Origin of the sequence: Sporolactobacillus terrae DSM 11697, assembly GCF_000648615.1 — a bacterium.
Lineage (GTDB): Bacteria > Bacillota > Bacilli > Bacillales > Sporolactobacillaceae > Sporolactobacillus > Sporolactobacillus terrae.
This window is the reverse complement of record NZ_JFZC01000036.1, coordinates 12,321-35,714: the sequence shown is the minus strand read 5'-3', so window position 1 is coordinate 35,714 and position 23,394 is coordinate 12,321. Positions and strand designations below refer to the sequence as shown.

Below are 23,394 nucleotides of genomic sequence, written 5' to 3'. Positions count from 1 at the left end.
CGAATTATGATCCTCTCTCAATATCCCGGTGCGACACATTGGTCGGGAAATCTCCGGAAAGTTTTTTGGCAATCCATTCGGTCAGTGCAACCGACCGGTGTTTGCCGCCCGTACAGCCGATCGCAATCACCAGCTGTCCCTTGCCTTCGCGCTTGTACTGCGGAATCATGAATTGAAGCAGATCCATAAGTTTCGTCAGGAATTGCTTCGTTTCCGACCATTTCAGTACATATTCAGCGATATCGGCATCCAGCCCTGTCCGCTCACGCATATGCTTCACATAATAGGGATTTGGAAGAAAACGCACATCAAAAACGAGATCGGCATCAATCGGCAGACCGTATTTAAATCCGAATGACAGCAGATTGACACGAAACGTCTCGGTTTCTTTAGCAAATTCCTGAACGATGGTATCGCGAAGTTCCCGCGGTTTCATATCTGTTGTATCTATATAGTATTGCGCAAGGCCTTTGACTTCTTCCAACTTTTTGCGCTCAGCACGAATTCCTTCAATGGGCCGGCTCTTCGGCGAGAGTGGGTGCGAGCGCCGCGTCTCTTTGTAGCGATGCACCAATACCTCATCTTTCGCGTCAAGAAAAAGAATCTTGGGTTTGATTTTATCCGACTTGCTGAATGAATCCAGCGATTCGAAGAGCGAGTCGAAAAAAGTGCCGCCGCGCAGATCCATAACAAGAGCTAGCTTATTCAGTTTTTCAGAATCCGAGTCTTCGATGAGATCAATAAATTTAGGAAGCAAGGTTGGCGGCAGATTATCGATGCAGAAGTAACCCAAGTCCTCAAAAATGCGGGTAGCAATTGTTTTTCCCGCACCCGACATACCCGTTATAATGACTACTTGAATATCCTTCATGTTGCATCCATCCCCACCGATCAATTTTTCATGAACCATGCGAGCGTTTCGCGCCGTATTCACTACTCTTATTATACTCGAAATAGAAAGATTCAGGTAGCAGTGTGGTGGGACAAATTACCGGCATACGATTATGCTCATGAAATAGACGCCTACAGAACCAATAGATGCTTAAAAATGATTCATGATACAAAAAAATACGGCACCGCCTTGCTGAGCGAGCCGTAACATCAATTGATATATATAAAAAGGGGGGTCAATCTCATACCCCTATCATAACGTTCTTTCATTGCATAAAGATTACACGAGAATTAAACAAGGATAAAATCAACGCACAAACTTCACTTTTGCATCATGACGAAAGGCATAGGCTGCATGCTTATTTTACTGCGGATGCATCCTTAAGTTTTTCAACATACTTCTGAGCGTTTTCAGCAGCAATACTTCCATCGCCGGTTGCCGTCACGATTTGACGCAATTCTTTTTGGCGCACATCGCCGGCGGCAAAGATACCTGGAATGCTGGTTTCCATCTTTTCATTGGTCACGATATAACCTTGATCATCCAAAATACCCAAGTCTTTCACCGCGTGAGTCAACGGATTCATACCAACATAGATAAATACACCGTCAACCGGAAAGTCGCTTTCTTCATCTGTTTTCTTATTTTTCAGCGTCAGACTGGACACTTTTCCATCTGTACCGTTGATTTTCGTACAGATCGTATCCCACAAAAAGTCAACTTTTTCATTATTGAACGCGCGGTCTTGAAGAATCTTCTGCGCCCGTAACTGATCACGTCGGTGAATAACCGTCACGCTGGATGCAAATCGGGTGAGGTAGGTTCCCTCTTCAACTGCTGAATCACCGCCGCCGATGACTGCCAACTTCTTGCCTTTAAAGAATGCACCATCGCAAACCGCGCAATACGAGACGCCGCGTCCGGCCAGTTCCGTTTCACCAGGAACGCCGAGCTTGCGGTATTCTGCTCCCGTCGTCACGATGACCGTACGTGCCAAATACTGCTTGCTGCCGCAGTCAATCGTTTTGTGATCGGCTCCGTCAATAATCTTCTTAATGTCTCCATACGCATATTCGGCGCCGAATTTCTTTGCATGTTCAAACATTTTATTTGATAGATCCGGTCCAAGAATGGATTCGAAGCCCGGATAATTTTCAACTGCTTCCGTATTTGCCATTTGACCGCCCGGGATTCCCCGTTCAATCATTAACACCGACATATTTGCTCTTGCCGCATAGACGGCTGCAGTCATCCCGGCAGGCCCCGCCCCCGCAATCACCACATCATAAATTTTCTCTTCTGTCAATGTCACACATTCCTTCCTTAACAAGATTATCCGCATCATTTACCAATACGCAAAAAGCATTGAGAATTTAGGATCGGCTCAGCAAGCCGCGATCCTTTTTTCGCTAAGAAAAATGAATTTTTAATAATAATTATTATTATCTGCTCATCTGATAATTCTATGCTAAAGAATGGAGACACCAAAGTCCAGAAAATTGCTCAGATCTTGTTATCGCCTTGTTCATGCGACGTCGTATCCCATTTTGTCCTTAGTGCACAGGATAATTCATGAATTTTTTTTCGCAATCGATAGACGGTTGTTCCGGCTTCTTCTGCAATTTTTTTCTGTGTCACTGCCTCTCCGCATTCTTTATTCCAGAGATAAATCAGTGCAGCTGCCCAACCCTTTACATCGTTTTCCGAAGCCGTGGTCATTGCATCGATCACTGCCCAGAAACTGTAAAGCTCGGGATGCTTCATCGCTTCCTTTTGTCCGCCGGCAAGCTGCTCCACTTCGCGCATGATTTGCATGTTCGCATCACGAACGCCAGATCGGGTCTCGCTGATGATCCGTGTGGCCATACGCTTTATTTCCGCTGATTGGGCACGTTGAGCAGTTTCAGACAGTACATCGTGCATGTAGTGCGCTGCTGCGTAAAAAAGTGCAAACAACCGATAGGCTTCTTCCTCACCCTTCAATGCTTTCCGGACGAGATCCTTCACCATGAAGTTTCCCGAGGCGTCCGCTTCAAACATCATATCCTGAATTTTGTTGTATTTAAACGGGTGAAACGGTTTATCACTAAAGTAGTCGGCACGGCGCCAGTGTTTGCGCGCGCTTTCCAGATGACCACAGCGATAAGCAGCCAGTGCCACCCAATAATAAAAAACTTGATCGCGATGAACGCCGCGTTTTTCCGCAACATTCAGCCATTGATATGCTTTCTGATAGTCTCCAATCAATAGATAGGTAGAACCCAGCTTGCCGCAATGCTCCGGATAAATGGGGCACATCTGGCCTAGAACCGCCACAACCGCAGCCCGGTCCTTCTGCTGACCAAGCTGATCAAAAAATGTAGTTAAGTTGCACAACGCATGAATATTTCCCGGGTCCTTCTGCAGCACGCGCTGGACCGCATCGAATGCATGTACCGGATCACCCATAGAAAAATATGCGATCGAAAGATTATTTTGTGCCGCCAGAAAATCCGGCTCATCCTCGATCACCTGCTTAAAATGATGAATCGCTTCGTCAAAATGACCATGTTCCAGAGCCAAGCGCCCGCGCTCATGTTCCGTCACATAGGGTCTCTCGTCCCCCTCGAGTTCCTTAAGCTCTGAACTGAGCATCTGGTACAGATCTTCTGCTTCACGCTTGAAGGTCCCGTTTGGTTCAACCGTTAAATAGATTTGAATTTCATCTAAGGCTTCTTGGATTTCACCAAGATAGGCGTAATTGTTGGCAATAAAAAAATAACAATCGGTTACGTTTGAATCGAGTTCGTAAACGACTTTTTTCAGCAATCGATTCGATAATTCATAGTTTTCCAGTTCTGATAGAATCTCCGCCTGGCGGCATAAGTAGTCAACCGCATTGGGATTGAATTGAATGGCTCGATCTAAGTAGTGACGCGCACGTTCAAAATCTCCTTTTCTGAAACTGGTCATCCCTTTTTGATAAAAAAAGTCGCCGTCCCGGCGAAAATCGATAACCTGTGCTTTCTTTGTCCGGTTCCTCTCATCCATAAATACCCAGTTCCCCCGTGCCTTTATTAAAATACTGCACTATTATAGCATAACTGCTCGTCCGCATTGCGTGCATTCTTGTTGCGTGCAGGACGTACTTTCACAGGATGTGAACGTTCCTTTACAATCAGGAACGTTCCTTTATAATTAGCGAAAGCTTCTACTTCCGCAGAACGCGGCTGATTAATCATTCTTGATCCTGAGTGACACTTCAGCTGCTTGCTTGCCGCCGTATGCTCATCTTGTAAGAAAAACCTGAAGCTGCGGTTATGCCTGCTTCAGGTTTTTCAATCCGTTATTTTACTGTCGCTCCCGCACGAACAACGATAGCAATCAGATCGTTCATTTGATGAAGCATATAATCGGGCTTCAAGTTTTTGAGCATCGTTGTCCCCTTCAGCGACCATCCGACCGCAGCGGTTTTAATCTGAGCATTTTTCCCCGCTAAAATATCACCGGGACTGTCGCCAACCATAATCGTTGAATTGGTTTGTGCGGCCAGAGCATCCATTGCGCGTTCCACCGGTTCAGGATCAGGCTTTAGGTGCGTCACATCATCGCTTGTAACGACGGTCTCGAAGAATGGTGCCAGTTTGGTATAGCTCAAGCCGCGTTCCACCATGTCGCGCTTCTTCGTGGACACAACGCCGAGACGGCAGCCTTCATCTTTTAAGGCGGTCAAGGTCTTGCGCACATGCGGAAACGCTTTGACAAGCTGATCATGAAATCGACTATTGTGGTCGCGGTAGACTTCAATCATTTGTTGGGTAAGCTGAGGACTGACAGAGTGAAAACTGGTCTCCAGCGATTCGCCAATAAACGGGATCAAATCCTGCCGTTTGTATTGCCCTGGAAAATATTTGTCCAATGTGTATTGAAAAGACGTTAAAATCAAGTTATTTGTATCAATCAATGTGCCGTCCAAATCAAAAAGTACTGTTTTTATCAATTGTTCAATCTCCCGCTTCTAAAAGAATCCTCTTTTTGCTAGTAGGTGAGCTTACTCGTTACCGTGTACACGAGCCGTTAAATCCCGTACCGCGGCCGTTCCTTTTGTTTCATCCGCCAATAAGCGATCAATCCGATGCCTGCAATAATCAGCACAAGCGACAACCACTGCGAGACACGCAGCGGTCCCATCATCAAGCTGTCTGTGCGCAATCCTTCAATATAACTGCGTCCGATCGCATACCAAATCACATAGCTGACGAAAAGTTCCCCGCGTTTCAATGCAACTGTTCGGCGAAGGATCAGTAAAAGTGCAAAGCCAAGCAGATTCCAGACGGATTCATAAAGAAAGGTCGGTATGTAATAGACGCCGTCAATATACATCTGGTTGACAATAAAATCCGGCAAATGCAAGTGCTCAAGTGCGGCACGCGTGGTCGGTCCGCCATGCGCTTCCTGATTCATGAAGTTGCCCCAGCGCCCGATTGCCTGGCCGAGAATCACGCTTGGTGCGCAGACATCGGCAACTTTCCAAAAAGGTAACCGGCGTACACGGCAAAAGATCACGGTTGTGACTACGGCACCGATCAAAGCGCCGTAGATCGCAATACCGCCGTTCCAGATTTTAATGATTTCTCCTGGATGATCCATGTAGTAGTCCCATTCAAAGACAATATAGTAGAGCCGGGCACAAATAATTCCGATCGGTGCTGCGTACAAAATCAAATCGGTAAACGTATCGGAAGGAAGTCCGACACGTTTGCCTTCGCGAATGGCCAGAATCAGCCCAAGCAGGGCGCCGGTCGCAATAATAATTCCGTACCAATAAATATGCAGCGGCCCAAGTGTGATTGCCAATCGATTTAACGGTTCAATGCTTTCATTCATGATAAGTTACACCTCAAATTTTCGTTCATTCATGCTCATTCAGCGTGTCATTGAGTCGATCCGCAAACTGCTGGGCGGCGTGATAGCCCATATTCTTTAATCGAAAATTCATGGCTGCGACTTCGATAATCACCGCCAGATTTCGTCCGGGCCGAACCGGCAGTACAAGGCGCGGAACCTCTGTATCAATTAACTTCGTCTTTTCTTCATCGAGTCCAAGACGATCATAGACCTTGTTTTGATCCCAAAGTTCCAAGTGAATCACCATAGAGACGGTTTTATTACTGCGCACCGCTCCGGCACCGAACAAAGTCATCACATTGATAATCCCGAGCCCGCGAATTTCCAGCAAATGCTGAATCAAGTTCGGAGCGCTTCCGATCAGCTCCGACTCGCCCTGCTGCCGAATTTCAACCGAATCATCGGCAACCAGCCGATGGCCGCGTTTGACCAGTTCAAGTGCTGTTTCACTCTTCCCTACACCGCTGTCCCCGGTAATCAAAACGCCGACACCATACACATCGACCAAAACACCATGCACGGCAGTCATTGGCGCAAGACGCGATTCCAAATAGTTGGTAATCATACTGCTCAGTCGCGTGGTCTGCATCTTCGACTGAATAACCGGTACATGACGCTTATTGGATGAAATGATAAATTCCTCAGGGACCTCAATTCCCCGCGAAATCACAATACACGGGGTCTGCGCCGTACACAGCTGCGATGTTCTTTTGTAACGCTCATCCATACTCAGCTCATTAAAGAACGAGAGTTCCGTTCGACCAAGCAGCTGCAGCCTTCTTCTCGGATAATAGGTAAAATAACCGGCAATTTCAAGACCGGGACGAGAAATATCACTGACAATAATCGATCGGTTAACGCCCTCTTTGCCGCTGACCAACTTAAAATCAAAATGTTCAATGAGTTCATGTACACGTACTTTATTCATCGTCGTCATTTTGCCGCCGGAACACGTCCGCTGTTCTTTCATCATCACGCCTCCAACAATCAGAGCGACCTGCGTTCAAAAAGCATAAACTCCGCCGGGCAAGGCGTACATACCGGAGCGCAAAGCATCCTCCGTTTCTCACTCGAATTGCGCCGGGGGGTCGTTCCGGCGCGCGCTCAGGGTTATTCATGAACCGGGCATCTCACCCGATCTGATTCATTTTTTCCTTTATTTTACCATAGAATCAATCCATTACGAAAACAGACGCATAAACAATAACGTTCAAATAAAAAATAATGCGGCGCCTTAATCGCGTCGCATAGGTTTGATCATAAAGTTCTGAATGATGAGCTGACAGAATGCCATAATGATCGCTACAATCAAGGCACTGCCAAAGCCGTCAAGTTCAAACGCCGATCCCATAATCATTGCGGTGAGTTCCAGCATCAGCGCGTTCACCACAAAAATAAAAAATCCTAAGGTCAAGATCGTTGCCGGCAAAGCAAGAAGAAGCAGTACCGGTCGGATAAATAGATTAAGAAACGATAAGATCAAGCTGGCCGCCAAGGCTGCGCCAACGCCGGAAATATGCACCATCGTATGCAAATATCCAGCAAGTGTCATCAGAATCACCATATTGATGATGACGTTAAGCAAGATCTTTGCAAGCCAGTTTTTAAACAATTGCGTCACACTCTCTCAGGTATAATTAGATAAGCAATAAAATAACCGATCAGGCATGGAAAGACAACCGTTACGAGTGCGAGCACGACAAATCCGAGCCGAACTAAGGTTGGATCCACATGAAAAAACTCGCCGATACCGCCCAGTACGCCTGTCAGCATCCTGTTATCTGAAGACTTATAAAGCCTTTTTTGCATCCGTATTCCTCCCACCATTGATATCCTATTCAACTATACCCTTAGCTCATGCCTTTCGACAAGAAAGAGATGGTTCACCGGAAAAACTTCCCTTTGATTTTAAGCCTTTTCAGCCACTTGCTGCTGCGCGTGCAGAGGTTTGTCCATGCGTGCATGATCACGTTCCAGTACCGGCTTTAAATAACGACCCGTGTAGGATTCCTCGGTTGCAGCAATCTGTTCCGGTGTTCCGGTCGCAACGATTGTTCCACCGCCGTTTCCGCCTTCGGGACCAAGATCAATCAAGTAATCGGCACATTTGATCACATCAAGATTATGCTCAATAATCAACACGCTGTCGCCGCTGTCGACCAGTGCTTGAAGCACGTCGAGCAAACGCGAGATATCATCCATGTGAAGTCCTGTTGTCGGTTCATCAAGAATGTACAACGCACGTCCCTTTGTTCGGCGATAAAGCTGCGAGGCAAGCTTGACACGCTGCGCCTCACCACCGGACAGCGTCGTCGCCGGCTGGCCGAGACGAATATAGCCGAGTCCGACGTCAAAGAGCGGCTTCAGCCTGCGCTTAATGCGCGGTACATTTTTGAAAAATTCCATTCCTTCTTCAACGGTCATATCAAGGACATCGGCAATCGTTTTTCCTTTATAGGTTACATCGAGTGTTTCACGATTATACCGTTTCCCGTGGCAAACCTCGCAAGGCACGTAAACGTCAGGCAAAAAGTGCATTTCAATTTTAATAATGCCGTCGCCGCTGCATGCTTCACAGCGGCCGCCTTTAATGTTAAAACTGAAACGGCCCTTCTTATAACCGCGCACCTTTGCTTCATTTGTTGCTGCAAAGACTTCGCGAATCATATCGAATACACCGGTGTAGGTCGCTGGATTTGAGCGCGGGGTTCGTCCAATCGGTGCTTGATCGATTTGAATGACGCGATCCAGCTCTTCAACCCCTTTAATTTGCCGGTACTCACCAGGCAGGTCGCGCCGTCCGTGCAGCTTCTGAGCAAGTGCCTTAAACAGCACCTCGTTAACAAGTGTACTCTTTCCAGATCCGGAAACCCCGGTCACAACGGTCATCACGCCGAGCGGGAAGGTGGCCGAGACATTTTTCAAATTGTTTTCTTTGGCTCCAATGACCTTAATTGCACGTTTGCTTGTTTTTCTCCGTTTGCCTGGAATCGGGATGAATTTGCGTCCTGAAAGATAAGCACCGGTCAAAGAATGCTGATTTTGCATAATTTCTTCGGGGGTCCCTTGAGCCGTGATCTGTCCGCCGTGTTCTCCCGCACCCGGTCCAACATCAATAATATAGTCGCAGGCGCGCATTGTATCCTCATCATGCTCGACAACAATCAAGGTATTGCCCAGATCGCGCATGCCAAGCAACGAATGAATCAGTCGATCATTGTCGCGCTGATGCAGACCGATCGACGGTTCATCCAAAATGTAGAGGACCCCCATCAACTGGGAACCGATTTGCGTTGCCAGCCGAATCCGCTGCGCTTCGCCGCCGGATAACGTACCCGCTGCTCGGCCAAGCGTCAAATAGTCTAAGCCGACATCGATCAAAAATTTCGTTCTCTGCCTAATTTCACGCAGGATCAGCCGCGCAATCGTCTGTTCCTTCTCTGTTAGTTCGAGCTTCTCGAAAAAAGTCAGCATCTCACGGATCGGCATCTCGGTCACTTCGCTGATACTCTTTTTACCGATCTTAACTGCCAGAGCTTCCGGACGGAGCCGGTGACCGTGACAGGTTGGGCATGCCTTGTGCATCATGTATTCCGACATCTGTTCGCGGATGTAGTCGGAACCGGTTTCCCGATAGCGGCGGCCGATGTTGTTGATCACCCCTTCGAAATACATATCCTTATCGCGTACATCACCGAACTCATTCTCATAGTGAAAATGAATCCGTTCCGTACCGGACCCGTACAGGAGCAGGTTCAGCTTGTCCTTTGGCAGCTTCTCAACCGGCATGTTCATATCAATGCCGAAATGAGCACACGCCGATTTCAGCAGCTGCGGGTAATATTGCGAACTCGTCGGTTCCCAGGCAATAATTGCTCCCTCGGACAATGTTTTCGAGCGGTCGGGGATCACCAGATCAGGATCTACTTCCATACGCGAGCCTAACCCGTCACAATCCGGGCAGGCACCGAACGGGCTGTTGAACGAGAAGAGACGCGGTTCAAGTTCCCCGATCGAGAAACCACAATACGGGCATGAAAACTGTTCGGAAAAAAGCAGTTCTTCGCCGCCGATAATGTCAACCACAACACGGCCGTCGGTCAGCTTCGTTGCTGCTTCGAGCGAATCGGCAAGTCGCCCCTGGACGTTCGGCTTGACAACGATTCGGTCGATCACGACATCAATGGTGTGCTTTTTATTTTTCTCAAGCTGAATCGCTTCAGCAACCTCGCGCATTTCGCCGTCAACGCGAACTCGGACATAGCCTTTTTTCTTGATGTCTTCAAGTGTTTTCACATGAGCGCCTTTTCTTCCGGAGACGATCGGAGCCAGAATTTGCAGCTTTGTCCGTTCCGGGTACTCCATGATTCGGTCGACCATCTGTTCAATCGTCTGCGAGGTGATCTCGACCCCATGTTTTGGGCAGTACGGGTGGCCAATGCGCGCATATAAGAGCCGCATATAATCATAGATTTCCGTTACGGTGCCCACGGTGGAACGCGGGTTGTGCGACGTCGTTTTCTGATCAATTGAAATCGCCGGCGACAAGCCTTCAATCGCGTCGACATCCGGTTTATTCGACTGACCGAGAAACTGGCGCGCATAGGCGGACAGCGATTCTACATAACGGCGCTGCCCTTCTGCATAGATCGTATCGAAGGCCAGCGATGATTTTCCGGACCCCGACAGACCGGTAATCACGACCATTTTATCCCGAGGTATGGTGACGTTGACATTTTTTAAATTGTGTTCGCGTGCGCCTTTAACAACAATATTCTCAAGTACCATGTGCGCGTTATCCCTCCGCTTTCAATTCATAGAGCGCGTCTCTGAGTTCGGCGGCGCGTTCAAAATCGAGTGCCTTCGCTGCTTGCTTCATCTCTTTTTCAATACTGATGATCGCTTTATTGCGTTCACTCTTAGTCATTTTCTTCTTTTTCTTTTTGCCTGTATCTTCTTTCTTTTCCACTTCATAGGTGGCCTTAATCAGTTCTGGAATTGCCTTTTGAATCGTTTTCGGTGTGATGTGATGGGCTTCATTAAATTCAGTTTGGATTTTGCGGCGCCGTGCCGTCTCATCCATTGCCATACGCATCGAATCGGTGATGTGATCAGCATACATGATCACGCGTCCATTTGCATTACGGGCTGCACGGCCAATCGTCTGAATCAAGGATCGCTCCGAACGTAAGAAGCCCTCCTTATCGGCATCCAGGATTGCGACAAGCGATACTTCCGGAATGTCCAAGCCTTCACGAAGCAAGTTGATGCCGACAAGCACATCAAACTCGCCCCGTCTGAGATCGCGAATGATTTCAATGCGCTGCAACGTCTTAATTTCCGAATGCAGGTAGTTGACCTTAATGCCCATCCCTTTCAGATAATCGGTTAGGTTTTCGGCCATCTTTTTCGTCAGTGTTGTCACAAGCACACGTTCTTTTTTCTTAATTCGCAAATTGATTTCATCATAGAGATCGTCAATCTGGCCTTTGATCGGCCGAATCTCAATTTCCGGATCAAGCAACCCGGTTGGCCGGATAATCTGTTCGATCGGCTTGCCGGAATGTTCCAGCTCATAATCTGCCGGTGTCGCCGAAACATAAACGATCTGATGAATCCGTTCCTCGAACTCTTCGAATTTCAGCGGCCGGTTGTCTTTCGCCGAAGGCAGCCGGAATCCATGGTCGACAAGCACATTTTTACGTGCCTGGTCACCGTTGTACATGGCACGGATTTGCGGCAGGGTCGCATGCGATTCATCAACCATAATCAGGAAATCTTTTGGAAAATAGTCGATCAAGGTATAGGGCGATTCACCCGGTTTCCGGAAGGTCAGATGGCGCGAATAGTTCTCGATGCCTGAGCAGAAACCGACTTCCTCCATCATTTCCAAGTCATAACGCGTCCGCTGCTCCAGGCGCTGCGCTTCCAGAAGTTTGCCGTTGTCGTTGAGCACCTTCAAACGCTCATCAAGCTCTTTCTGAATATTGACAATCGCACGTTTCATTTTTTCCTGACCGGTAACGAAGTGCGATGCCGGATAGATGGCCACGTGATCGCGTTCGCCGACGATCTCGCCGGTCATCGGATCCATTTCCGTCAACCGGTCGATCTCATCGCCGAAAAATTCAACCCGGATGCAGTGATCGTCGCGTGAGGCCGGAAAAATTTCGACGACATCGCCGCGCACGCGAAAAGTACCACGTGTAAAGTTAATATCATTGCGTGTGTACTGAATATCGACCAATTGGCGCAGCATGGCATCACGTTCTTTCTCCATGCCCGGACGCAGCGACAGAACGAGCGATCCGTACTCTTCCGGCGAACCTAAACCGTAGATGCAGGACACGCTGGCGACGATGATTACATCGCGGCGCTCGAACAGTGCACTTGTCGCCGAGTGACGCAATTTATCGATTTCATCGTTAATGCTTGAATCCTTTTCGATATACGTGTCGGTTTGCGGGATATACGCTTCCGGCTGGTAATAATCGTAGTAACTGACAAAGTATTCGACCGCATTATTCGGGAAGAATTCCTTGAACTCGTTGTACAGCTGGCCGGCGAGCGTTTTGTTATGCGCAATGACCAGTGTCGGCTTCTTTACGCGGGCAATCACATTTGACATCGTGAAGGTCTTGCCGGTTCCTGTTGCCCCAAGCAAGGTCTGGTGCTTTTCACCATGTTCAATGCCGTGAACCAAGCTATCAATCGCTTCCGGCTGGTCGCCTTGCGGTTTGAAATGGGACACAAGCTGAAAATCCATACCACTGTCCTCCAATCTTCTCCGTTCTATCTATTTAAACGAAAAAAGGTATGATTCGTCTCCACTAGAAAAAATCTTGCCTAAATTATAGCATAACTGTATAAAAAAATGACAGCAAAATGCGAACAGATATTCCTGGTTTGTGGGTAAGCGTCTCCTCAACTGCGCAGCATCATTATAGCCGATGCCAGCGCAAAGTATCGAATAGCGCACGAAAGCCTGTCCTTTAACGGGTACGGTGTATTGGAGTGAAGCATTGGAACGCGCAAGCTTCGATGAGCATTGAGCATCTGCATGCTAAAATCATGAGAGATCACTTGATTCATTTTATGGAAAACTAGAAAACTTCCATGGCGCAGTGCCATGGAAGTTTTCGAAAGTCGGGTTAAGGCTTAATATCTTCACCCATATAACGCTCAATCTCTTGAACCACACTTTTCGCAGCTTTGCGGCTCAAAACGAGCTTGCCGTTTGCAAGAACCAAATTATCCGGTGAAACTTCATTCGTAATCTGGCACGCCATATTCGGCACATATTTTTTAAAGATGATTCGCTCATCTTCCGTGAATATTTCCAAAGGGTCGCCCTCTTTAATATTCATCGTTCTCCGTAACTCAATCGGTATGACAACACGTCCCAATTCATCAACCTTCCGTACAATTCCTGTTGATTTCATTCCAGGATTCCTCCTCTCAGACATTGTTTCATTCAGAGCCTATGCCCAATTATAGCACCATCTTATGTTGCACAACGCATCAGAGACACCGGTATTTTTCATAAACACACAGGTTTGCAAAATAAGTGAAACGCTCACATTTTTTCAGAGTGCTTCAAGTTCAGTAACTATTTTACATTGATTAATCAAAGAATGGAAACAACTCGTTCAGAAATAAATTCGTGCGCCGAGAGCCGCGAGCAGCCCCCGCCCAAAAGCATGAATGAGGACGTTACGATCAAAAGCGTTCCTCTATTCCTGAACGTATTTTGTTTCTGTTATACTATTCGAGATTCGGATCGGCTATTTGTCTTTTGCCTGCATATTCCATTCATCCCTCTCTAGAAAGAGCAAACCGATTTTAAAGTTATCATTCTCGTGAATCGCTCCTTTAACGAAGCGCTGCTCACCGAACCGATCAAACACTTCAAGCTTACAGTACGCACCATGCTTCTGCAATGCTTCATAGAAGTCCGAAACGCTGCTTACTTCCAAATCATTGACACGTAAAATTTCTTCACCGGGAACGATGCCCATCCGGTTCCCAAGTGAATGAGGAATGGCACCAATCACGCGCAGCCCCCGGTTCGGCATCAAGAAATAGAACGGCCGTGTCTGACGCAAATGGTGGTGATACCAAACCAAAGCAAGCCGGCTGATCAGAACGACAGCTCCGCCAATAACAATAAACATCGATTGATGCAAGAGTAATGCTGCTCCGACAAAAGCGGCCATCACTCCTGCTGTCGCCAGCATCCAGAGGGCCGATTGACGTACCGCGGGGCGCGGCATGGCGTAGGTGATTAATTGAGCGATCCCCACCCCAAGCGGAAACAGGGCCAAACTGAATGACGAACCGTTTGACACAAACGGCCATGCACCGACAGCCGGAATCGCCCCGGAAACCGGTACAAGCAAAAACAGCGGCGCAATCCATAATTGGCAAGCTTCGTGGGCGCCTACCAATCCGCCGCGGTAACTGCCGATCAGTCTGGGAGAGGACTGCTGCGTGCCCCAGAAAAAGACGAGCGTACTCTCCATCAGCAGGGCGACGGTCAAAAACAGACCAAATGACACATAATCGATCGAATGAATCTCTTCGATCCAACGATTGAGGAATGCATATGGTGTATGGAAAGCCGGCATCACGGCAGCTGCAATCACGGTCACGCCGCCTGCGATGGCCGGCGACAACAATCGTTGCTGACAGGTGAGCAAAACCGCCACCGTTGCAAGCGACAGCAGCGCAATCACTCCGGGTGCAAGACTCGCACCGGTCACGGCAAGCACAAGCGACCCGCAAAGGCCGACCAGGATGCTTGGAATGATGCTTGCAAAAATTGTGTTGAACATCCCATACGCCTTCACACGAAACGACAACCGCTCCCTTCGCACCCGCTGCGTGCTGTATACAAACAATGCTAAAATCAGCAAATAAAGCAGCGGATTCATAAAAAATGATGCAACACTAGAAAAGATCAATCCGATGATGTCCGACATGTCCAATTCCCCCAGCTTTCGATCCAATCTTCTTGATGTTTCGACAAAAAGCTTGCAGATTCCTGCCCGCACTTTCTTTTAATTATACATGAGTTGACCCTTTGTCGCCGTTCCCAAGGAAAATTTTTACTCTGTTCTTTTGAATTTCCTATCTTCGTTCCAAAACAAGGCCGAAAGCATCAATCATACTTGATCAAACAGCGATCGATGCCTTTTTATTGCTGCGGCTGCTCGCATCAACAAGGCGCGATCCCGCTGGCGCCCGAGCATCTCAATGAGGGGTTCTTGAATCTTTTTGAGATAGTTAAAAATGATACCGGCCCCTCTCACTTCTTTTTCATTAAGCATTCTGGTCCTTCATTAAGCAACTCGTAACATAAGCGGAGTTTTTTCGGTTATATGCAGAGCAGATCTCATTTCGGAGTACATAAGCGGAGGTTTTCCGGTTATGCAAAGCAAAATCCCTCCTGTTCACGTTTTTCCAGTTGATAAGCGGAATCTCTCCGTCGATTTACTTCCGCAGGATGCGGTGACTTTCGCGTTGCATACAGGACGTACTTCCGCAGGATGCGGTGACTTTCGCGTTGCATACAGGACGTATGCGCACTTAGCGAAAGTTCCTTTAAATTAGCGAAAGTTCCTTTACATAGCGGAAGTTCCTTTCATCACCTTGTGCGCGTACGACACTCCAGCTGCTCGCTTGCCGCGGGCAGTCCAGGAGCCTCCTCAAACATGCTGAGATCTGCGGGGTCTCCTTTGGCCTGCACTCCCGCAGGCGTCTCGCGCTTTCGTGTCTTCCGCGCATACATGATGTACTTTCACAGGATATGATGACTTTCGCGTTGTGCACAGAATCCTTTAGCAGAGGTTCCACTTTTATGAGGCTTATCGTCGTACCACAAGGCAAAATTATAATTTTTCTCTACATGTAAAAAAGGCGCCTCACAGTCAACTGTGACTGTGAGACACCTTTTTGCTTGATCATTTATTTAAGTTCTTTTTTGATTTCTTCGATCGCCGAATTGAGCTGACGGTCATGTTTCTGATTTTTAATCGCGTTCAAGGTTGCTTGCTGCAGCGCGTCGGCCGTTTTCTGGTCAATTTCTCCGCTTTCCGGCAATTTATTTTCTTTTTGGAACGCCTTGAGCGCCTGCTGCGTTTGTTTGCTGAAATACCCATCGGTACGTCCCGGGTTTTGCCCAGCTGCCTTGAGCATCTTTTGTGCATTGGCAATCTTTTCATCGGTTTGATCAACCCGGAAGGTCTGACCTTTTTTCAAGTTAATCGGCGTGACATAGTAGTAATCCGGTTGTTTCACTTCTATGGTTGGCTGAATGCCTTTTTTGTGAATCCAGTTGCTGTCCGGTGTCAGCCATTTGTCCACCGTAAGTTTCAGTTCGCTCTTATCGGTCATCGGAATGCTCTGCTGAACCGTTCCCTTGCCGAACGACTTCACACCGATCAGCGGGTAGCCGCCAGCCTCTTTCAGCGCACCGGCAAGGATTTCAGAAGCAGATGCCGATCCGTCATCAATCAGGGCAGCAATGGGATAATCCTTCTTCTTCTCAAGCGTACTGTAGAACGGCTGCTTCTTGCCTTCTCGGTTCTGAATCTGTACAATCGGCTTCTTCGATGAGATCAGCAAATTACCGATTTTTTCGACCGCTTGCAGATAACCACCGGGATTACCACGCACATCAATGATCAGACCCTGCATCTTTTCGTTTTCAAGTTTGTCGAGCGCTTTGCTGAATTCGCCATCGGTATTTTCATTGAACTGAGTGATTGCAATGTAACCGATGGAATTGCTGCTTGATTTCAGCATTTTGCTCTCTACGGTGCGGATGGGAATATCGTCGCGCTTGATTGAGAACGTCAAAAGATCGCTTGCTCCGGAACGCTTAATCCCGATCTTAACAACGGTTCCCTTTTTCCCGCGGATCTTATTTACCGCTTGGTTGATGGTCAGTCCCTCGGTTGACTTTCCATTGATTGTCATAATCGCGTCTTTCGGCTTCAGACCGACTTTCTCCGCCGGAGAACCTTTAATCGGTGAGACGACAGTGACTTGTTTGCCGACCATTTGAACTTCGGCACCGATTCCTTGGAATGAAGAGGACAGGGACTGCGAAAAATCTGAAGCAGTCTTAGCATTCATATAGCTGGAAAACGGATCGTTAAGCGCGTCGATCATTCCGTTAATTGCGCCATCATACAAATCTTGACTGCTGATCTTCTTATAATATTCGTTCTCGATCAGATCATGGATCGCTTTAAGCTTTGCTGTTTCCTGATCCGGTGCAACAGCACCGCCGGCGACAGCAGCTGTTTTTTCCTGGCTTTGATTCTGGACAAAGCGGAACACCGCATAGGAGCCGCCTGCCCCTACGATCAGTGAGATCGCCATCAGCAAAGCGACCACTTTGCCGCTGAACTTTTTCATAAAGAAATGCCTCCTCAATCAACACGGTTTTTCCTTTGGCACAGCTTCTCAGGCATGTGCACTTAATTTTTATCATACCCCAATGCGGTCCACTTGTCTTGGCGAATAAATACACACGACCAATAGTGGAATAAAAAAAACCGCCGATCAGTGCCGGCGGCCCAAGAATGGCTTAGACTTTCAAGAACTTGCGTACCGAGTTCAAGCTGCCCCAAACGCCAATCAAGGCGCCAATGGCCACAAGCAGCAAGCTTAAATTCGTAACCATTGTATGATATGGAATCAGCTTGATGAACATCTGCTGCAAGTCGCCCCCAAGATTATAATAGGCAAGTCGGTAGACAACCATAACCAATACAATTGGAAGAATTGATCCCATCACACCCATGACAAGGCCTTCAATAAAGTATGGCCAGCGAACGAACGCGTTTGTCGCTCCGACCAGCTTCATGATTTCGATCTCGCTGCGGCGAGCAACGATGGTCAATTTGATGGTATTGGCAATCAGGAAAACGGATGTGAACAGCAATCCGAGAATCAGCACAATCCCAACATTGCGCGCAATTCTGATGAAGCTGAACAATCTTTCAACCGTTCCTTTACCGTAGCGGACATCGGTAACATTGGGAAGCTGTTCCGCCTTTTTCGCTACTGCAATCGTCTGCTCCGGCTGTTTTGTTTTTAAAATAAACGCATTCGGCAGCGGATTTTCTTTCTGCAGATCGGTGAAACTCTTCTTATCGTTTCCAAGGCTTTCCAACAGATTGTTCAAGCCTTCTTTTTTCGACTGAAAACGGACTTCCTGAACGTTTTTGATTCCCTTCAGTTCTGTCGCCAAAGCATCTTGCTCGGATTGACTGATTGACTGATCCAAGTACACGCGCACTTCGACGTCACTCTCAATGTCACCGGCAATCTTATTCAAGTTGAACATGACCATTAGGAACAGTCCGACCAGAACGAGAGACACCGTGACGGCACTGACGGATGCGAAGGTCATCCAACCGTTCCGTCCTAGACTTTTAAAGCTTTCATTCACATGTCTTCGCATCGTTCTAATCTTCATAGCCATAGTCACCTTCCTGCTGGTCGCGCACAATCATGCCGCCTTCGAGGGCTAATACTCTGTGACGCACCTTGTTGACAATATCACGGTTGTGGGTTGCCATGATAATCGTTGTCCCTTGATCATTAATCCGTTTGAACACGTCCATAATCTGCCACGAGGTTTCCGGATCCAAGTTCCCGGTCGGTTCATCGGCAATCAGTACCGGCGGCCGGTTCACAATCGAGCGCGCGATTGAGACACGCTGCTGCTCGCCTCCGGAAAGCTGGTTTGGAAACGACCTCAGTTTGTGCTTCAACCCAACCAGATCCAATACGTCCATCACACGCTTTTTAATTTGGCGCGGATGTTCCTCAATCACTTCCAACGCAAACGCCACATTTTCATAGACCGTCAGTTTCGGCAGCAGTCGAAAATCCTGAAACACGATCCCGATCTTGCGGCGCAGATAAGGAACCTGACGTTCACGCAGATTCGCGATATTCTTGCTATTGACAAAGATTTTCCCTCGCGTCGGTTTCAATTCTCTGAAAATCATTTTTATAAAAGTCGACTTCCCGGCCCCACTCGGACCAACGATGTAGACGAATTCGCCCTGCTTGACAGACAGATCGATGCCGTTTAGTGCCATTACCCCATTGGGATAGGCTTTCCAGACATTCTGCATTACAATTGCGTCACTCATACAGTCTCTTCCCCCAAAATCCTTTTTCTTGCCTTTTGTCGCAAAACCAAAAAATCTGTCTGATTATACGTTTCTATGTAAAACATTCGCATCCATTGAGAAATTGGGAGGGTTACCCAAATTGAAAAATCAAAGACGAGCAAAATCCCATTTCATTCGTAAATAAGGATGCAAGTCATCCAACACTAAACATTATAGCATTCCATCCCCGGCAAATTCCGATGAAAATTATTACAATTCAATTTCAAAACAAAAACGAATCATGTCGAAAAATCGGTATACCCGCCGATTTAGAGTGCCAAGCAATAAAGGGACAAAAAAAATCAGCTTTTCAGCTGATTTTTTCACACACTTTCCTGTCTTTCGTTTTACAGAGACGGTTTAATTCGCGTTCTCAAGGGCTAATTGAATGGCATGGTCGGTGATTTCAGTGACGCTGATGCCGGCTGCTTCCATCATGCGCGGGTAGCGGCTGTAACTGGTGAAGCCCGGCATTGTGTTGACTTCGTTAAAGACCACTTCATTGTCAGGCGTCAGGAACAGATCGACCCGCGCAATTCCGGTGCAGCAGAGCGCGCGGAAAATCGCTTTCGCAGTGTCCTTGATCTTTTCCTGCACCGCTTGAGGCAGCTGTGCCGGTACATGGATGCTGGCGTTCTCAAGTCCGGTCTTCTTGAACATGTCCTGATGAATGTGGAAATAGCCGTTCGTCACAACGATTTGATCGACTTCACCCACCGTCAAGTCATCGCCGTGACCGAGAATCGAGCAGCCAACCTCGCAGCCGTCGATTCCTTCTTCAATTCCGATCTTCGTATCATACTTCTGCGCTTCACGGATCGCTGCAACAAGCTTGCTCTTTTCCTCAACCTTAGTGACGCCGTATGAGGAGCCCCCGCTTACCGGTTTAACGAATACCGGATAATTGAAACCGGTCATCACTTTTGCCAACTGCTCTTCAGAAATCGCACCGGTCAAAGCAATCGACTCAGGCACGCGGATGCCGGCTTCTTTCACAACGCGATGCGAGACGTCCTTATCCATGCACATCGCCGAGCTCAAGACGCCGCAGCCAACGTAAGGAATGCCGGCGAGTTCAAGCAGGCTTTGAATCTTTCCATCCTCGCCGTTTTTGCCATGCAATACCGGAAAAACAACATCCAAATGAAGCTTCTCGGACACGCCGCCAGCTGTTTTCAAAAGGCCATGCTGACTCGGATCAGGAAGCAGCATAACCGGCGTACAATCGGATTGCTCCCATGTGTCTTGCGGAATCGCTTCCAATGGTCCTTCATAGAGCTTCCATTTTCCATCTTCGGCGATGCCAATCAGAACCGGCTCATAGTTTTCCCGATCAAGATTTGTAATGATTGTATACGCTGATTTCAGCGAAACTTTGTGTTCTGATGACTGTCCGCCAAAGAGAACCCCAACAGTAATTTTTCCCAATGTGTCCGACCCCTTTTTCAAACCGGTTAAATGATTTTTTTATTCAAAAGCCGTCATTCAATGTCTTACTTTTTCATCATACGCAAAAATGACTCGTCTCTGCTTCATTATTTCTCAAGCCGCACATGCAACCTGTTGATTTGAATCCGATCGTTCACAGATCGTTCATTTTCAAACTTGGACACCATCAGCTGCGCGTATAAAATCCTTTTCCAAAGACTTCCGTCGCATTCGTGATAATGAAAAAAGCATCCGAATCAATCGAGCGAACGAGCTGCTTCAGATGAGTCAGCTCGCTTTGCGAAACAACGGTCATCAACATCGGCCGATCATCGCCGGTGTAGCCGCCCTGGCTGATAATTCGCGTCACACCGCGGTCAATCTCTTCTAAAATTCCTTGACGCATTTCATCCTCTTTCTCGGAAATAATCAGCGCCATTTTCTCGGTATTGAAACCGAGCTGCACCACATCAATCATTTTAGCGGTGATATAGATACTGATCAGTGCATAAAGCGCCGCCTCAAGCGACATGAAAAACGCCGAAGTCAGCACAATCATCGTATCCAACAGCGACACACAGAAACCAAGCGAAATGCCGCTGAATTTCTGAATGATCTGCCCGGCAAGCGCCGTACCGCCGGTTGATCCGCGGCCGCGGAACACCAAGCCAAGCCCCACACCGGTACCGACACCGCCAAACAAAGCGCCGAGCAGCGAACTGCCCGTCGCCGCCGGCACATTCGCCGTAACAAAAATAAAGAACGGCAGCATCACGGAACCAAGCAGCGTCTTCATCGTGTAGTCAAGATAACCGAAACTGCGCCCGAGCACAAACAACCCCAAGAAAAACACGGGCAGATTGATCGCCCAAAGCACATAGGACGGCTCCCAACCAAGCGTCCAGTGAAGAACAATACCGATTCCGGCTACTCCGCCGGAGGCGATATGCGTCGGCAACATAAAAGCATTGAACGAAAGGCCGACAACAAACGTTCCAAAAATGACCCATACATAATCAAGAAGCATTGCTGTTTTCCCTCGGTTAGGAACAGCATGCTTGTCTCTCTTTCCAAACACCTGCATGAAGTTCAATACTCCTTCTTTCGAAAATGGCCGAATGTGTCTATTTTAAGACAAAAATCGCCATGCGGTCAACAAAAATTAGACAGGAAATCATTTTATCGAAAGGAACCATTGCTTCAAATCGCGGTGCAGGAACAAGCTAGATATGCGTTTACATCGGTTTGATACGAGTTCTCGTTCGTTTGATACTACTTTTACCGCGGTTGATACGAGTTTGGATTCGTTTGATACAAGTTGAGGTGTAGCATCAATTTTGATACGATTTTCAATGCTTTTGATACAACTTTTCGTTCGTTTGATACAACTTTTACCGCGGTTGATACGAGTTTGGATCCGGTTGATACAAATTGCGGTGTAGCGTCAATTTTGATACGATTTTCAATGCTTTTGATACGACTTTTCGTTCGTTTGATACAACTTTTACCGCGGTTGATACGAATTTGGATCCGGTTGATACAAGTTAAGGTGTTAGCCTGACTTCGATACGCGTTTCAATGCTTTTGATACAACTTTTCGTTCGTTTGATACAACTTTTACCGCGGTTGATACGAATTTGGATCCGGTTGATACAAGTTGAGGTGTAGCGTCAATTTTGATACGATTTTCAATGCTTTTGATACAACTTTTCGTTCGTTTGATACAACTTTTACCGCGGTTGATACGCGTTTTCAGCTGTTCGTTACATGTTTCGTTGGTAACGCTGTCATTTTGTCTGCAATCGCTATAATAACTGGATTTAATTACCCGAAAACGGAAAAAAAGGAACCGGATCGCCGGTTCCTTTTCGATTATTTGATTCATAGGTGGAGTCGGAGGTAAGCATCGATGAATGGATCGATGTCGCCGTCCATGACGCGGTCCACATTGCCGATTTCGACGTTGGTGCGGTGATCCTTAACCATAGAGTATGGGTGGAACACATAGGAGCGGATCTGGCTGCCCCAGCCGATTTCCTTTTGTTCGCCGTGGAGTGCAGCCATTTCTGCTTCCTTTTTCTCCTCTTCCAATTGAAACAGGCGCGATTTCAACATCTTCATCGCTTGATCGCGGTTTTGGAACTGTGATCGTTCCGACTGGCAGCTGACGACGATCCCGGTTGGAAGGTGCGTCATGCGGACCGCAGACGATGTTTTGTTGATATGCTGTCCGCCGGCGCCGCTGGAACGGAATACGTCGACTCTCAAGTCTTCCGGACGGACTTCGATTTCAATATCATCATCGAGTTCCGGCACCACTTCGCAGGAAACAAAGGATGTGTGTCGGCGCCCGGCTGCGTCAAACGGTGAGATGCGCACTAAACGGTGAATCCCTTTTTCCGCTTTTAAGTAACCGTACGCATCGGTTCCTTTGATGAGCAGGGTGACACTTTTAACGCCGGCTTCATCACCCGGCAAGTAGTCGAGTGTTTCAACCGCGAAACCTTTGCGTTCCGCCCAGCGCGTATACATACGCAGCAGCATTGACGCCCAGTCTTGAGCTTCGGTACCGCCTGCGCCGGGATGCAGTTCCAAGATCGCGTTGTTGCGGTCGTGCGGACCGCTTAGCAGCAGCCGCGTTTCATAGCGGTTGAACGCGTCCCGCGCTTCGCCGAGCGACTCTTCCAGTTCCGCTTTCAGATCCGCATCGTTCTCTTCTTTGACTAACTCGTAAGCCACTTGCAGATCTTCGAATTTGTTTTGCAGGTCGGTCAAACTGTCAACCTTGCCCTTCAAATCGTTGGACTCGTCGATGACCTTCTGCGCTTTTTCATTATCATCCCAGAAGCCGGGCATCGTCATTTTCTCATCCAATTCGGCGATCCTTGCTTTCTTGTTATCTAAGTCAAAGAGACCCCCTAAACGCTTTGAGACGGGTTTCCATCTCATCAATTTCGTGTTTCATTTCTGGTAAATCCATGTTCATCCTAC

At 47.7% G+C, this 23,394-nt stretch carries 19 protein-coding genes; all 19 read right to left on the bottom strand.

Annotated elements, in window-relative coordinates; translation table 11 throughout:
* Positions 1-4 precede the first annotated feature (4 nt).
* The gene (gene rapZ / locus AA84_RS0106480) at positions 5-871 is read right to left on the bottom strand and encodes an RNase adapter RapZ (RefSeq protein WP_037563162.1); all 867 of its coding nucleotides are present in this window, start codon (positions 869-871) and stop codon (positions 5-7) included.
* 379 nt (positions 872-1,250) lie between these two features.
* The gene (trxB, locus tag AA84_RS0106475) at positions 1,251-2,198 is read right to left on the bottom strand and encodes a thioredoxin-disulfide reductase (RefSeq protein ID WP_028976527.1); all 948 of its coding nucleotides are present in this window, start codon (positions 2,196-2,198) and stop codon (positions 1,251-1,253) included.
* A gap of 197 nt (positions 2,199-2,395) precedes the next feature.
* On the bottom strand, positions 2,396-3,922 hold the full coding sequence (locus AA84_RS0106470; RefSeq protein ID WP_028976526.1) for a tetratricopeptide repeat protein: 1,527 nt from the start codon (positions 3,920-3,922) through the stop codon (positions 2,396-2,398).
* 295 nt (positions 3,923-4,217) lie between these two features.
* The gene (gene ppaX, locus AA84_RS0106460; protein ID WP_028976525.1) at positions 4,218-4,871 is read right to left on the bottom strand and encodes a pyrophosphatase PpaX; all 654 of its coding nucleotides are present in this window, start codon (positions 4,869-4,871) and stop codon (positions 4,218-4,220) included.
* Positions 4,872-4,948: 77 nt separating this feature from the next.
* On the bottom strand, positions 4,949-5,758 hold the full coding sequence (gene lgt, locus AA84_RS0106455; RefSeq protein WP_028976524.1) for a prolipoprotein diacylglyceryl transferase: 810 nt from the start codon (positions 5,756-5,758) through the stop codon (positions 4,949-4,951).
* Between the two features lie 25 nt (positions 5,759-5,783).
* On the bottom strand, positions 5,784-6,707 hold the full coding sequence (hprK, locus tag AA84_RS0106450) for an HPr(Ser) kinase/phosphatase (protein ID WP_028976523.1): 924 nt from the start codon (positions 6,705-6,707) through the stop codon (positions 5,784-5,786).
* Positions 6,708-7,013: 306 nt separating this feature from the next.
* On the bottom strand, positions 7,014-7,400 hold the full coding sequence (locus tag AA84_RS0106445) for a phage holin family protein (RefSeq protein WP_010026438.1): 387 nt from the start codon (positions 7,398-7,400) through the stop codon (positions 7,014-7,016).
* Positions 7,397-7,588 (bottom strand): PspC domain-containing protein, encoded by a 192-nt coding sequence (locus tag AA84_RS0106440; protein ID WP_028976521.1) that lies wholly within the window; start codon positions 7,586-7,588, stop codon positions 7,397-7,399. Before AA84_RS0106440 ends, AA84_RS0106445 begins: the two co-directional genes overlap by 4 nt.
* Before the next feature lie 99 nt (positions 7,589-7,687).
* Positions 7,688-10,567 (bottom strand): excinuclease ABC subunit UvrA, encoded by a 2,880-nt coding sequence (gene uvrA / locus AA84_RS0106435; RefSeq protein WP_028976520.1) that lies wholly within the window; start codon positions 10,565-10,567, stop codon positions 7,688-7,690.
* Positions 10,568-10,574: 7 nt separating this feature from the next.
* Positions 10,575-12,545: an excinuclease ABC subunit UvrB gene (gene uvrB / locus AA84_RS0106430; RefSeq protein ID WP_037563155.1), complete on the bottom strand. Its 1,971-nt coding sequence runs from the start codon at positions 12,543-12,545 to the stop codon at positions 10,575-10,577.
* 385 nt (positions 12,546-12,930) lie between these two features.
* Positions 12,931-13,221, bottom strand: coding sequence for an AbrB/MazE/SpoVT family DNA-binding domain-containing protein (locus tag AA84_RS0106425; RefSeq protein WP_028976518.1), 291 nt, complete (start codon positions 13,219-13,221; stop codon positions 12,931-12,933).
* A gap of 342 nt (positions 13,222-13,563) precedes the next feature.
* The gene (locus AA84_RS0106420; RefSeq protein WP_028976517.1) at positions 13,564-14,760 is read right to left on the bottom strand and encodes a cell division protein; all 1,197 of its coding nucleotides are present in this window, start codon (positions 14,758-14,760) and stop codon (positions 13,564-13,566) included.
* Positions 14,761-14,943: 183 nt separating this feature from the next.
* Positions 14,944-15,108: a hypothetical protein gene (locus AA84_RS18965; RefSeq protein ID WP_160168706.1), complete on the bottom strand. Its 165-nt coding sequence runs from the start codon at positions 15,106-15,108 to the stop codon at positions 14,944-14,946.
* Between the two features lie 637 nt (positions 15,109-15,745).
* The gene (locus tag AA84_RS0106405; protein ID WP_028976515.1) at positions 15,746-17,203 is read right to left on the bottom strand and encodes a S41 family peptidase; all 1,458 of its coding nucleotides are present in this window, start codon (positions 17,201-17,203) and stop codon (positions 15,746-15,748) included.
* Positions 17,204-17,375: 172 nt separating this feature from the next.
* Positions 17,376-18,269 carry a permease-like cell division protein FtsX gene (gene ftsX, locus AA84_RS0106400; protein ID WP_028976514.1) on the bottom strand — a complete coding sequence of 298 codons (894 nt, stop codon included), beginning with the start codon at positions 18,267-18,269 and terminating at the stop codon, positions 17,376-17,378.
* The gene (ftsE, locus tag AA84_RS0106395) at positions 18,259-18,954 is read right to left on the bottom strand and encodes a cell division ATP-binding protein FtsE (protein WP_028976513.1); all 696 of its coding nucleotides are present in this window, start codon (positions 18,952-18,954) and stop codon (positions 18,259-18,261) included. The genes ftsX and ftsE overlap by 11 nt, the downstream gene beginning before the upstream one ends.
* Before the next feature lie 381 nt (positions 18,955-19,335).
* Positions 19,336-20,403, bottom strand: coding sequence for a D-alanine--D-alanine ligase family protein (locus AA84_RS0106390; protein ID WP_028976512.1), 1,068 nt, complete (start codon positions 20,401-20,403; stop codon positions 19,336-19,338).
* Between the two features lie 187 nt (positions 20,404-20,590).
* Positions 20,591-21,487 carry a YitT family protein gene (locus AA84_RS0106385; RefSeq protein ID WP_028976511.1) on the bottom strand — a complete coding sequence of 299 codons (897 nt, stop codon included), beginning with the start codon at positions 21,485-21,487 and terminating at the stop codon, positions 20,591-20,593.
* A gap of 797 nt (positions 21,488-22,284) precedes the next feature.
* Positions 22,285-23,383 (bottom strand): peptide chain release factor 2 gene (gene prfB, locus AA84_RS0106375; protein WP_128166406.1). Its coding sequence is split into 2 segments (ribosomal slippage): positions 22,285-23,319 and positions 23,321-23,383, totalling 1,098 coding nucleotides; the frame shifts between segments, so codons are not numbered across the junction.
* Between the last annotated feature and the right edge of the window lie 11 nt (positions 23,384-23,394).